The sequence below is a fragment of the Actinomyces sp. HMT897 genome, assembly GCF_016626125.1.
Taxonomy (GTDB): Bacteria; Actinomycetota; Actinomycetes; order Actinomycetales; family Actinomycetaceae; genus Actinomyces.
This window is the reverse complement of record NZ_CP067336.1, coordinates 587414-600382: the sequence shown is the minus strand read 5'-3', so window position 1 is coordinate 600382 and position 12969 is coordinate 587414. Positions and strand designations below refer to the sequence as shown.

Below are 12969 nucleotides of genomic sequence, written 5' to 3'. Positions count from 1 at the left end.
GACCATCGGTCGAGAAACAGGGTAGGCCCTCCCGGCCCGGTGCGCAAGGGACGGGTGCGGCGTGGGGGTCGGCTTCTGTGCGAGGTGCCCCACAAGCCTCGCCCCGGCCGGGACGGGGCGCGGGGTTCGGCTCGCGCGGTACGGGGGGTGCGAGGGCCTGGGCCACCTCCCGCGCCTGGGAGTCGGTTCGGCTCGCGCGGTACGGGGGGTGCGTGGCAGGGTTGACCCGCAGGACCGGCGGGAGCCCGCCGGGTGGATCGAGAACAGGATTGTCCGCGGTGGAGGTCTGGTACGGCGCCGAGCAGGTGCCCGCGAGTCTGGGGGCGGCCGGGGGGCCGGGCAGTGTGGTCACCATCGGTGTCTTCGACGGGGTGCACCGAGGGCACCAGGCGGTCCTGGCCCGGGTGGTACGGCGTGCCCGCCAGGCGGGGGACGGGGGCGTCCGCCCGCTGGCCGTCGCTGTGACCTTCGACCCCCACCCCCGTCAGGTCCACCAGCCCGACCGTGACCTGCCGCTGGTGACCTCCCTGACCGACCGCCTGGTCTCGCTGGGGGACGCCGGGCTGGACGCCGTCCTGGTCATCGCCTACGACCTGGGCTTTGCCGCACAGACCCCGCAGGAGTTCGTCCGCACGTGGCTGGTGGGGCTCCTGGGGGCACGGGCCGTCGTCGTGGGAGACGACGTGCGCTTCGGGCGCGGCAACACCGGGGACGCCGCCGCGCTCCGGCAGATCGGGCGGGCCGAGGGCATTGAGGTCGAGATCCTGCCCAAGGTCCGCTCCGGGCAGGGCCGCCGCTGGTCCTCCACCTGGATCCGTCGGTGCCTGGAGGACGGCGACGTGCGCCAGGCCGCCGAGATCCTGGGGCGGCCCCACCGCCTGCGCGGCACCGTGGTCCACGGCCTGGAGCGGGGGCGCCGCCTGGGCTTCCCCACGGCCAACCTGGAGGCGGCCACCGCCGGGGTGGTCCCGCCCGACGGCGTGTACGCGGGCTGGCTGGTGCGCGACGACGGGACCGGTCACCAGGAGCGCCTGCCGGCCGCCGTGTCCGTCGGCACCAACCCCACCTTCGACGACGTCCCGGTGCGCACGGTGGAGGCGCACGTCCTAGGGCGTGCCGACCTCAACCTCTACGGGGAGGAGATCGGTGTGGACCTGGTGGAGCGGCTGCGCCCCATGCGCGCCTTCGACGGCCTGGAGCCGCTGCTGGCCCAGATACGCGCCGACATTGAGCGTACCGCCGGGATCCTGGGCGTGCCCGTGCCCGAGCCGATCCGCCCCGAGGACGTCACCGCCCACTGAGCCCAGGACCCGCCCCCGCACCTCCCCGTGAGAACGGTACTTATTGCTCGCGAGAACGGTACTTGTTCGTCGTGAGAACGGTACTTGTTTGCCGTGAGAACAGGGGGCCTGGACGCCGTCGGCGGTGGGAGGCCGGGACGCTCGACCCCCGACCCACCTGCCGCTAGCGCGCCTACCGCCGGCCCGCCTGCTACTGGCCCCGGGCCAGCTGCGCCCGGCAGCCAGCAGGTGCGGCAGGGCGCGGGACGCTGGTAGGGTTGGCGCGCCGTCGATCGGCCGCGGACACGTCATGCCCGGGTGAACCAGCCCCGGCGCTCCGTGCAACGAGAAACGAGGAGCCACCCATGTCGGTTACCCCCGAGCGCAAGCAGCAGATTATCGCCGAGTTCGCCACCCACGAGGGTGACACGGGCTCCCCCGAGGTCCAGATCGCGGTCCTCACCGAGCGCATCGCCAACCTCACCGAGCACTTCAAGAGCCACACCCACGACCACCACTCCCGTCGTGGCCTCTACCTCCTGATCGGTAAGCGCCGTCGTCTCCTGGACTACCTCATGAAGGAGGACATCGAGCGCTACCGCAGCATTATCGCCCGCCTGGGCATCCGCCGCTGAGCGCGGTCCCGGCCCCGCAAGGAGACGGGGCCGGGGCTCAGCAGGGCGTTCCGAGGCCTGGCCCACGGGCCTCGCCCTCGAAAGCAGGCGCGGGGCCGGGAGTCCGATGCGAGGAGGACGGTCTGAGAACAGATCCGGCCCCGCAAGTGGCCCCCGGGGCGCCGCGACAGGAGGGCGGTCCGGCCCCGGTGGCGGGCGACGTCACGCCGCCGCCGGGGCACGCGGATCCCCTCACGGCGCTGTTCGCGATAGGATCGGGTGCGTCTACAGAGATCACAGAAAGAGACGCATCAACGATGTTCATTGATGACCCCGAGGTCACCGCCGCCGAGGCAGTGATCGACAACGGCTCCTTCGGCAGGCGCGTGGTCCGCTTCGAGACCGGGCGCCTGGCCAAGCAGGCCGCCGGAAGCGCCATGGCCTACCTCGACGGGGAGACGGCCATCCTGTCGGCCACCACGGTGGGCAAGCACCCCAAGGACCAGTTCGACTTCTTCCCGCTGACCGTCGACGTCGAGGAGCGCCAGTACGCCGCCGGGCGCATCCCCGGCTCCTTCTTCCGCCGCGAGGGCCGCGCCGGCACCTCCGCCGTCCTGGCCTGCCGGCTCATTGACCGCCCCCTGCGCCCCTCCTTCGTCAAGGGCCTGCGCAACGAGGTGCAGGTGGTCGAGACTGTCCTGGCCATCCACCCCGACGACGCCTACGACGCCCTGGCCATTAACGCCGCCTCCATGTCCACCCAGATCGCTGGCCTGCCCTTCGCCGGGCCGGTGGCCGGCACCCGCATCGCCCTCATCGACGGGCACTGGGTCGCCTTCCCCCGCTACTCCGAGCTCGAGCGCGCCACCTTCCAGATGGTCGTGGCCGGCCGGGTCCTGGAGAGCGGGGACGTGGCCATTATGATGGTGGAGGCTGGGGCCACCGAGAGGGCCTGGGGTCTTATCGCCGAGGGCGCCGTCGCCCCCACCGAGGCCGTCGTGGCCCAGGGCCTGGAGGCCGCCAAGCCGCACATTAAGGCCCTCGTCCAGGCCCAGACAGAGGTCGCCGCGCACACCTCCCGGCCCACCGCCGAGTTCCCGCTCTTCCTGGACTACTCCGACGAGCAGTACGACGCCGTCGAGCAGGCCGCCACCGCCCACGACCTGGCTGGCGCCATCGCCACCGAGGGCAAGCACGAGCGCGACGAGGCCATTGAGGCCGTGCGCGACTCCGTCCTGGCGGACCTGGCCGAGCGCTTCGGCACGGAGGAGGACGTCAAGGCCCTCAAGGCGGCCTTCAGGTCCGTGACCAAGAAGCTGGTGCGCCACCGCACCCTGACCCAGGGCGTGCGCATGGACGGGCGCGGCCTGAAGGACATCCGCACCCTGGGCGCGGAGGTCGAGGTCCTGCCCCGTGTGCACGGCTCAGCCATCTTCGAGCGCGGCGAGACCCAGATCCTGGGGGTCACCACCCTCAATATGCTGCGCATGGAGCAGCAGATCGACGACCTCTCGCCGATCACCCACAAGCGCTACATGCACCAGTACGTCTTCCCGCCCTTCTCCACCGGCGAGACCGGTCGCGTGGGCGCCCCCAAGCGCCGCGAGATCGGCCACGGGGCCCTGGCCGAGCGGGCCCTGGTGCCGGTGCTGCCCGGCCGCGAGGAGTTCCCCTACGCCATCCGCCAGGTCTCCGAGGCCCTGGGCTCCAACGGCTCGACCTCCATGGGCTCGGTGTGCGCCTCCACGCTGTCCCTGCTCAACGCGGGCGTGCCGCTGCGCGCCCCGGTGGCTGGCATCGCCATGGGCCTCATGCACGAGGAGATCGACGGCCAGACCCGCTGGGCCACCCTGACCGACATCCTGGGCTCCGAGGACGCCTTCGGCGACATGGACTTCAAGGTCGCCGGCACGCGCGACTTCATCACGGCCCTCCAGCTGGACACCAAGCTCGACGGCCTGCCCAGCGACATCCTGGCCGGGGCGCTGGGCCAGGCCCGTGACGCCCGCCTGTTCATCCTGGACGTCATGGCCCAGGCCATTGACACCCCCGACGAGATGGCCCCCACGGCCCCCCGGGTCCTGACGGTGCGCATCCCCGTGGACAAGATCGGCGAGGTCATTGGCCCCAAGGGCAAGATGATCAACCAGATCCAGGAGGACACCGGCGCGGATCTGACGGTGGAGGACGACGGCACCGTCTACATCGGCGCCACCGACGGCCCCAGCGCCGAGGCCGCCCGCGACGCCGTCAACGCCATCGCCAACCCGCAGATGCCCGAGATCGGCGAGCGCTTCGTGGGTACCGTGGTCAAGACCACGACCTTCGGCGCGTTCGTGTCCCTGACCCCCGGCAAGGACGGGCTGCTCCACATCTCCCAGATCCGCCGCCTGGTGGGCGGCAAGCGCGTGGAGAACGTCGAGGACGTCCTGAGCGTGGGGGACAAGGTCGAGGTCGAGCTGGCTGAGATCGACCAGCGCGGCAAGCTGAGCCTGCACGCCGTGCTGAACGAGGAGCAGCTGGCCGCCGAGGCCGAGAACGGGGCCCGGCGGGCCCGGGACGGGCGTGGTGACGAGGAGCGCCGTGAGCGCCGCCCCCGCCGTGATCGCGGTGAGGGTGAGGAGCGTCGTGAGCGCCGCCCCCGCCGCCGTCGCACCCGCACCCTGGAGGAGGAGACCGAGTGAGGCGCTGAGCGCCACCGGGCCGCTAACTAGCAGCAGGGGCCAGTCCCGCCACCAGGTGGGGCGGGCCCCTGCAGTCTCATGTGGCAACAGTCCCGGTGTGGTGGGTGGGACAGGGACAAAGGAATAAGGGCTGCGGTGCGTGCGTGGGCGCGCGGGTGACAGAGGAAGAGGATCGTATACGCTCTGCACCGAGTATGCGGTAACCCAGGTGCCTTGAGGCCGGGTAGAAAGAGGGGTAGACATCGTCCCGGCCTTCTTCTGGGATGATCTGCTCTGAGGCTCACGGGGGTGTGCCGGGCTTGTCCGACTGGGGTGGGGACCGGCTCGGAGTGGGGTACGGGCCGAGGACATCCCTGCCGTTTCCTGTCGCGTGTGACGGGACCTTCTTGTCAGGGTCAGGAGACAGAGATGACAGGTTTCCACGGCCCTCGGAGCAGCTAGGACAGACCACTATTGCCGGGGCCCTGACAGGTCTGGTCGCAGGAGTATCCAAGGAAGAGTATATAGTTTGAATTAGGACAAAGATTGTAGGAGGGTAGGGTGTCCTCGTTGGTGGTGCTGGCGTGGGTGAAGGTGGTGTGTTGTGTTGTTCTGTCCGTGGGAGTCAAGGGGGTGTTGGCCGGGTCGCTGTTACCGATGAGAAGAGGAAGAGCCTCGTAAGGGAACAGGCAGAGGGCATCGTGTGTTCTTATGAGGGCGAGGTCGGGGATGGTCCTGCTCCTGGCCGGGGAGGACGAGACTGCGTCCTGGCTACGGGAGGAGGTCCCAGGGCTGTATCTGCTTTCCGGGGCCGGGGGAACGGTGAGGTGGAGCCCCGCGGTCCTGGACCGGCCGGGATGGCATCACTGTTATCGAGGCTTTCACGGGCCTGGCCCCTGGGGGCGCCCGGGGAGAGTAACGTAGTCGTCGTCCGGGCAGACGCAGACTGGCACACGTCCAAGGGGGTCCAGGAAGACCCCGGGAGGACCGGCCCGGCATTCATCGGGTGCACCAGGTCAGGCACGCCTCCCTACGCACCCGATCTCTGGCCCCATAAAACATAGAGGAGAGTTCTGCCGTATAACGTATCAGGTAATTTTTGGGTTTGCTTGGGTTGTGGTAACCCAAGCAAGCCTCAGCAAATAAACGCTTATACCCCGACAATGCTCTCGACGTAAGTCCTCTATCGTGGACGAATAATGTCTTCAGACGTATTCGCCAAAATCGAATCTAAGCTTATATTCCAGCCCTCGAATCTCGTTGTTCAGTTTCGTCAGCCGAAATTTTGCCTCTTCGCGTTTTTTTCAGACTTTGCATTCTCGACATCTCTGACGAAGCCATCGCGAATACACCGCATGTCGGCAAGCTTGCTTTTGAGTTTACGAATTTCGGCCGCATTGCTGCTGTTCATAGTTATGAGCTCGTTTCGGTTGTCGCTACAAAAAGTTCGTATAAACGTTTAAGGAAGGTTCTCGATGTCTTTTTGAGTCATTTCTTTGACTCTTTCAGGCATGATCTTATCGAGACGGTTAAGGAAATCTGTCCACTCTGCCTGCTCTTTTGAGTTTTTGCTAATGCAGAAGCCACGAAGTCCCCAATCGCCGATACTATGCCACAACCTCGGATGTAAATCAGTTATTTCACAGATAACACCTACGTTTTCGATAATTGTCTGACATGCTTCTCCGATTGAGATTTTCCCACTATCAACATTCCGGCCTGTGGTGCGGATTTCTTTCCATCGTTCGTCAATAATCCATTTTAAGTCTACGGCTTGGTGGCTTTTCATTTAGGATTCTCCTTTTCGATTGCGATGCATTGGGTAGTTATTAAAGTTAAATCCCGAGAGCACTTGCAAAGGTTGCCATACATTTATGTGCAGCGTCAAGTACTAGTTTTTGTATGCTAAGGTTCTTGCGGTGGAACAATTTTTATGGTATAGGGCACGAACAAGCCGAGGTGACGTACGGGACCATCCAAGGCGTCGATCGGGCGGGCCGCGCCCGGTCACGAGCGTCACGTCGACGGCGTTTCGCGCCCGGCGGCGTGCCGATCTAGGCTCGCGTGGTGACCATCCACAGCACGGACGAGACGAGCTACACCGAGGTCGAGCTGGCCGCCGGTGCCGCGGGCACCCCGGGTACCGACCTCACCCTGACCGACGACGGCGCGCTGACGCGACGCTGCGTCCTGCCCGGCGGGGTGCGGGTCATTACCGAGGCTGTGCCCGGGCTGCGCTCTGCCGCCCTGGGCGCCTGGTTTGGGGTGGGCAGCCGCGACGAGATCCCCGGCCAGGAGGGCTCCACCCACTTCCTGGAGCACCTGCTGTTCAAGGGCACCGCCACCCGTGACGCCCGGGGCATCGCTGAGGCCTTCGACATGATCGGCGGGGAGTCCAACGCCGCCACCTCCAAGGAGCACACCTCCTACTACGCCCGCGTCCAGGGCAAGGACGCCTCCACCGCCCTGGAGGTCCTGACGGACATGGTCACCTCCTCCCTCCTGGACCCGGCGGAGGTGGAGACCGAGCGCGGCGTCATCGTCTCCGAGCTCGCCGACGCCGCCGACGACCCCGCCGACGTGGCCCACGAGGCCTTCGCACGCGCCGCCTTCGGGGAGGGCACCCCGCTGGGCCGCCCCATCGGGGGCACCCCGGCCACCGTCACCGCCGTGCCCCGCGACGCCGTCTGGGACCACTACCGTCGCACCTACGCCGCGGACACCCTGGTCGTGGCGGCGGCTGGCGCGGTGGACCACGAGGAGATCTGCGAGCAGGTGAGGGCCGGGTTGGAGCGGGCCGGCTGGGACACCACCGGCGCCGTCGCGCCCCGCCCGCGCCGGTTCGAGACCGAGCCCCTCACGGCACTGACGGTCAGTGACGTCACCATTGAACGCGACTGTGAGCAGTCTCACCTCTACCTGACCTGTCAGGGCATTGCCGTGCGCGACGAGAGGCGCTGGGCCATGAGCGTGCTGACCACCATCCTGGGCGGGGGCATGTCCTCACGCCTGTTCCAGGAGGTGCGCGAGAGGCGGGGCCTTGCCTACACCACCTACGCCTTCGACGTCTCCTACGCGGGGGCCGGGGCCTTCGGCCTGTACGCCGGCTGCGCCCCGGGAGACGTCAGGGAGGTGACGGCCGTCATGGTGGGGGAGTTCGAGCGACTCGCCGCGGACGGGGTCAGCGAGCGCGAGATGGCCCGGGCCCGGGCCCAGCTGCGCGGCTCCATGGTCCTGGGCGGGGAGGACTCCCTGGCCCGTATGGGCAGGCTCGGTCGCTCCGAGGTCACCACCGGTCGGCTGCGCTCCATGGCGCAGAGCCTGCGCCTGCTCGACGCCGTCACCGCCCAGGAGGTGCAGGACCTCGCCGCCCACCTGGCGGGCCAGGAGCGGGCCCGGGTACTGGTGGGCCCCAGGCCCTGAGGACCCGCCTGCCGCCTGGCCACCAGCCGGTGCCCCCGGCGTCCCTGGCGGCCGGGGACCCGGCACGGTGAGCTAGAGGGAGGCGCCGGGCTCCCGACGGCCCCGCCCCGTCTGCCCCGACACGGGGCGGGCTCCCGGGGCACCCTGCCCCGGGCCGCTAGCCTGGGCCCATGACTACTCGTGTTGCTGTCGTGGGCGCCGCCGGGCGCATGGGATCCACCGTCTGCCAGGCCGTGGAGGCGGCCGGGGACCTGGAGCTCGTGGCCCGCCTGGACGTGGGCGACCCGCTCGACGCCGCGCACCTGGGCGGCGCGGACGTCGCCGTGGACTTCACCGTCCCCGCCACCGCCGAGGCCAACGTCCACGCCCTCATTGACGCCGGGGTCGACGTGGTGGTGGGCACCACCGGCTGGACCGATGCGTCCTACGGGCGCGTGCGTGAGCACCTGGGGCGCCCCGAGGCGGCGGGCCGGTGCGTGCTCATCGCCCCCAACTTCGCCCTCTCCGCGGTCCTGGCCATGGGCTTCGCCGCCAGGGCCGCCCGCTACTTCGAGTCCGCCGAGGTCATTGAGCTCCACCACCCCGCCAAGGTGGACGCCCCCTCGGGTACCGCCGTCGCCACCGCCCAGGGCATTGCCGCCGCCAGGGCCGCCGCTGGCCTGGGTGCCATGCCCGACGCCACGGCCGCGGACCCGCACGGCGCCCGGGGCGCGGTCATTGACGGCGTCCACGTCCATGCCGTGCGCCTGCGGGGTCTGACCGCCCACGAGGAGGTCGTGCTGGGCAACCCCGGTGAGCAGCTGACCATCCGCACCGACTCCTTCGACCGCTCCTCCTTTATGCCCGGGGTGCTCCTGGCCGTGCGCCAGGTCGGCTCCCGGCCCGGCCTGACCGTGGGCCTGGAGGCGCTCCTGGACCTGTGAGCCCGGGGCACTACGCAAGCCTAAGCGGCTCGACCAGGACGCCACCGGGCCGCCCGTGGAAGCGTTGCCCTCGCCCCTGGTAGTCGGGTGGTCGCCTTGCGTGGGCACGAGCCGCCCGTCGTAACAGGGTGCTACCCAGGGTGTCCCCACCCTGGCGGGGCGTGAGTCGGCCAGGGCCCCGTGGACGATCACGTGGCGTCCCTGCCCCAGCGGGGACGTGACGCCGCCAGGGTCGTGCAAGCCGCCCCGGGCGGCCGTGGGGTGCCACCTGCCTGGTGTACCCAGGGGCCGTCACCCACCTCTTGGCGCCTGACGGGGTTGCTTGCAGCGCGGACGGGACAGCACCTGGTCGCCAGAACCTGGGTCGGGGGCGGGGCCTCTTCTGGTCGGCCGGTGTACGGGAACGTTGTGTACAGAGGGGAGGCCCGCAGGCCCTCCTGTTAAGCCGGTCTGTGAGTACCGCGCTCCAGGGGTGGGCTCAGGGCGGGCTGGGCGGCCTCAGGTGGCGCGGCGGGCGCGGCGGGCGCGGACCACGATCAGAATGTCGCAGCCCCCGCGCCAGACCAGGGCCGGTATCCCGATGAGCATGCCCAGCCACAGCTTGAGGACGCAGTAGACGATAGGGGCGAGTAAGATGAAACTGATGCTGCCGAAGAAGAATAAGCTGGGTAGGTAGCGCCACACCAGGCGGATCCCGAACAGCCAGCCCGCACCCACGACCCCCGCGGTGATGGCCATGTCCAGGCTGAGCGGGCCGTGGATCCAGACCAGGAAGGCCACCCCCACGACGAAGCCAGCGGCAGCCAGGAGCAGGTCGATGAGGACCCGGCGGTTCAGCCCCATATCCACCAGGATGGCCTGGACGTCAATGTACCGGTAGAGGCGCATAACAGTAACAATAGTGATGTGAAGGCAGCAGAGAGGTGCGTGTTATGTAAATCACACTAATTTGGTGCGTGCCCGACGGCCCGGCCCGCGTCCGTCGTCGGCACCGGGACCGGCGAGGCGGTCAGGGGGCTGTTTGTGCTCGCCGTGGAGACCCTGGGCGCCAGCGTGGAGCTGCGGGTCGGGCCGTGACGCCCCGGCGACGTCGTCGGGGGCTACGCGCTGACCGGTAAGGCCCGCGAGCCGCTGGGCCAGCGCTGGCACCAGAGCCTTTCAGGCAGAAGTACCTGGTAAGGCCCGCGAGCTGATGGGCTGGCGCGCCACTCTGCCGCTGGCGAGGGCCATCTCGGACTCTGCCCGGTGGGCCTTCGTCCTGCCCGACGTACTGGTGGCATCCGGCCGCGGTGAGGCGGCGCCGCGCGTGGTCTACGGTCCTGCTCGATGTGGGGGGACAGTGGGCCGGGCGGGCGTCGGCGGCGACGCGGGTGCCGTCCCGCCTGACGTACCGGGGATAACGGCCCAGACCACCGCACCGGTGAAGGCCGGCGCCGTCCTACTCGACGTACTGGGGGACAGCCCCCAGATCTGCGTCTCACGGCCGGACGCGCCCCGTTCCGCCTGGCGTACTGGGGGACAGTGACGGTGCCGCCGGTATCCGTACCGACGTCGGCGTCCTGCCTGACGTACTAGGGGGTAGTGCGCCGCCGGGGTGCTGGCGGGCCGGGTGGTCCAGTCCTTGCCTGACGTACTGGGGACAGCGGCTACCCGTTCGATGGCACGGGCGTTGTCCGCGGGGCCTGCGCAAGTGAACGCCACCTCGGGGCTGAGAACGCCATTTCGGGGAGGTGAACGCCACTTTGGGAGGGTGAACGCTATGTCAGGAAGATGAACGTCGTATAGGCGCGCGTTCACCTCCCCTATATGGCGTTCACTCCCTCCAGATAGCGTTCACCTCTCTAAAGTAGCGTTCATGGCGACAGCCCGCGCCCTTGCCCGCAGCTCTGGTGGCTCGCGGCGGCCTATAGCCTTGCCTGCAGCTCACGACCCGCGGCTCGTGGCGGCTCGCAGCTCGCGCCCTTGCCTGCGGCCTGCGGCCAACTGCCAGAGGCCAGCAGCCCCGCCCACTGTGCCCGGCACACCGCCAGTGCCCGGTGGGCGAGCGTACTGGCCCGGAGCGCGCCGTGGTGCTACCTGGCACGCTGGTCGCGGCGGAAGCCCGAGCGTACTGGCCCAGAGCGCGCTGTGGCGCTACCATACTGCCCATGTGGCTCACTCGTATGCGCTGAGGCGACGACGCCCGGCGCCGTCCCCCGTCCCCACTCAAAGCCCCGGCCCCGCCGGGCCGGTCCGTCGAGCCGTGCTCCGGACCACTGCACGCATACGCAAAGGACCTTATCTATGACCTCCCACCACGACCACGCCGCCACGCCCGCGCCCAGGACCGGCGTCCCCAGGACCCCGGGCCGCACCCCCAGGACCGGCGCCCCCACCGGCGCCCCGCAGCCCGACGCCGGAGACGCCGCCCCACAGACCGCTGTTCCGGAGCCTAACGCCCTGCACGACGCCCCGCGGCCCGGCACCGAGGACGTCATCCCGGGCGTCCTGTCACGCTCCGCCGCCGCCCTGGCCTCCACCGCCGCCGACCACGAGGCCCACGAGGCCCACGACGCCGGCGCCCTGGAGCGCGAGGCTCGCGCCGCAACCCGCCGCACCGCCTCCCTGAGCACCGAGCTGGAGGACGTCAGCGAGGTCGAGTACCGCCAGATCCGCCTGGAGAGGGTGGTCCTGGTGGGACTGGACCTGCCCGCCGCACCCGCGGAGCCGGGCCCCGCGGCCCAGGGCGCCACCGACGCCCAGACCTCCCTGCGTGAGCTGGCCGCCCTGGCCTCCACCGCCGGCAGCGAGGTCCTGGACGCCCTCACCCAGAGGCGCGACCACCCCGACGCCGCCACCTACCTGGGCTCGGGCAAGGCCAAGGAGCTTGCCGAGGTGGTCGCGGCCGTCGGGGCGGACACGGTCATTGTCGACGGCGAGCTCGCCCCCTCCCAGCGCCGCGCCCTGGAGGACGTGGTGGGCGTCAAGGTCGTGGACCGCACCGCCGTGATCCTCGACATCTTCGCCCAGCACGCCAAGTCCCGTGAGGGCAAGGCCCAGGTGGAGCTGGCCCAGCTGGAGTACCTCCTGCCTCGCCTGCGCGGCTGGGGGGAGTCCATGTCCCGCCAGGCCGGCGGGCGCGTGGCCGGGGGTCAGGGCATTGGCTCCCGCGGCCCGGGCGAGACCAAGATCGAGCTCGACCGGCGTCGCATCCGCCAGCGCATGGCCAAGCTCCGCCGTGAGATCAGGGCCATGGCCCCCTCCCGGGAGACCAGGCGCGGCTCACGGCGGCGCGGGGCCATCCCCTCGGTGGCCATTGCCGGCTACACCAACGCCGGCAAGTCCTCCCTCATGAACCGCCTCACCGGGGCGCAGACCATGGTCCAGGACGCCCTGTTCGCCACCCTGGACCCCACGGTCAGGCGTACCCAGACCGCCGACGGGCGCGTCTACACCCTGACCGACACCGTCGGATTCGTACGCAACCTGCCCCACGAGCTCATTGAGGCCTTCCGCTCCACCCTGGAGGAGGTCGCCGGCGCCGACCTGCTCCTCCACGTCGTGGACGCCGCCCACCCCGACCCCCTGGGCCAGGTCGCCGCCGTCCACACCGTCCTGGCCGGTATCCCCGGCGCCCTGGACGTCCCCGAGCTCGTGGTGCTCAACAAGGCCGACCTGGCCGACGCCGTCACCCTGGCGACCCTGCGCACCCGCCTGCCCGGGGCCCTGACGGTCTCCGCCCGCACCGGGCAGGGCCTGGACGCCCTCCGGCAGCGCGTGGAGGACCTCCTGCCGCGTCCGGGCGTGGCCGTGGACCTCGTGGTGCCCTACTCCCGCGGGGACCTGGTCTCCCGGGTCCACGCCGACGGGGAGGTCGACTCGGTCAGCTACGTGCCCCACGGCACCCGCCTGGTGGCCCGCGTGGACCCGGCCCTGGCCGCCGAGCTGCGGGCCGCCAGCGTCGCCGACCAGGCGCCCCCGATGGATCTGGCAGCCCCGGCGGACCAGGCGGCCCCGGCTGACCCGGCGGACCCGACGCCCACCCAGGACGGTGGTACCGGCGCCCCCGGACAGGCCTGAGGGCCCC

The 12969-nt window shown here is 70.0% G+C and carries 8 protein-coding genes; 6 read left to right on the top strand and 2 right to left on the bottom strand.

Annotation, left to right across the window (positions count from 1 at the left end):
- The first annotated feature begins 278 nt into the window (after positions 1-278).
- From JJJ15_RS02455 to JJJ15_RS02445, 3 genes are all read left to right on the top strand, one after another.
- Complete coding sequence (locus tag JJJ15_RS02455; RefSeq protein WP_200511339.1) at positions 279-1301, top strand: bifunctional riboflavin kinase/FAD synthetase; 1023 nt, start codon at positions 279-281, stop codon at positions 1299-1301.
- Positions 1302-1645: 344 nt separating this feature from the next.
- Positions 1646-1915, top strand: a complete 270-nt coding sequence (gene rpsO / locus JJJ15_RS02450) for a 30S ribosomal protein S15 (RefSeq protein WP_106109332.1) — start codon at positions 1646-1648, stop codon at positions 1913-1915.
- Positions 1916-2211: 296 nt separating this feature from the next.
- A complete protein-coding gene (locus JJJ15_RS02445; protein WP_200511338.1) occupies positions 2212-4578 on the top strand; it encodes a polyribonucleotide nucleotidyltransferase in 2367 nt (788 codons plus the stop codon).
- 1438 nt (positions 4579-6016) lie between these two features.
- Here JJJ15_RS02445 and JJJ15_RS02440 read toward each other — a convergent pair.
- Complete coding sequence (locus tag JJJ15_RS02440; RefSeq protein WP_200511337.1) at positions 6017-6346, bottom strand: hypothetical protein; 330 nt, start codon at positions 6344-6346, stop codon at positions 6017-6019.
- 278 nt (positions 6347-6624) lie between these two features.
- Here JJJ15_RS02440 and JJJ15_RS02435 point away from each other — a divergent pair, with 278 nt between their 5' ends.
- Both JJJ15_RS02435 and dapB read left to right on the top strand, forming a co-directional pair.
- Positions 6625-7980: a pitrilysin family protein gene (locus JJJ15_RS02435; RefSeq protein WP_200511336.1), complete on the top strand. Its 1356-nt coding sequence runs from the start codon at positions 6625-6627 to the stop codon at positions 7978-7980.
- Positions 7981-8150: 170 nt separating this feature from the next.
- Positions 8151-8903 carry a 4-hydroxy-tetrahydrodipicolinate reductase gene (gene dapB / locus JJJ15_RS02430; RefSeq protein WP_106109329.1) on the top strand — a complete coding sequence of 251 codons (753 nt, stop codon included), beginning with the start codon at positions 8151-8153 and terminating at the stop codon, positions 8901-8903.
- A 498-nt stretch (positions 8904-9401) separates the two neighbouring features.
- Here dapB and JJJ15_RS02425 read toward each other — a convergent pair whose 3' ends face one another.
- Positions 9402-9791, bottom strand: coding sequence for a hypothetical protein (locus JJJ15_RS02425; RefSeq protein WP_200511335.1), 390 nt, complete (start codon positions 9789-9791; stop codon positions 9402-9404).
- Positions 9792-11186: 1395 nt separating this feature from the next.
- Between JJJ15_RS02425 and hflX the strand changes: the two genes are divergently transcribed.
- Complete coding sequence (gene hflX, locus JJJ15_RS02420) at positions 11187-12962, top strand: GTPase HflX (RefSeq protein WP_246742118.1); 1776 nt, start codon at positions 11187-11189, stop codon at positions 12960-12962.
- The last annotated feature ends 7 nt before the right edge of the window (positions 12963-12969 follow it).

Bases quoted from the DNA above. Each gene is read 5' to 3' on its own strand.
- rpsO (WP_106109332.1), top strand. From the start codon at position 1,646: ATGTCGGTTACCCCCGAGCGCAAGCAGCAGATTATCGCCGAGTTCGCC.
- JJJ15_RS02445 (WP_200511338.1), top strand. From the start codon at position 2,212: ATGTTCATTGATGACCCCGAGGTCACCGCCGCCGAGGCAGTGATCGAC.
- JJJ15_RS02440 (WP_200511337.1), bottom strand. From the start codon at position 6,346: ATGAAAAGCCACCAAGCCGTAGACTTAAAATGGATTATTGACGAACGA.
- dapB (WP_106109329.1), top strand. From the start codon at position 8,151: ATGACTACTCGTGTTGCTGTCGTGGGCGCCGCCGGGCGCATGGGATCC.
- JJJ15_RS02425 (WP_200511335.1), bottom strand. From the start codon at position 9,791: ATGCGCCTCTACCGGTACATTGACGTCCAGGCCATCCTGGTGGATATG.
- hflX (WP_246742118.1), top strand. From the start codon at position 11,187: ATGACCTCCCACCACGACCACGCCGCCACGCCCGCGCCCAGGACCGGC.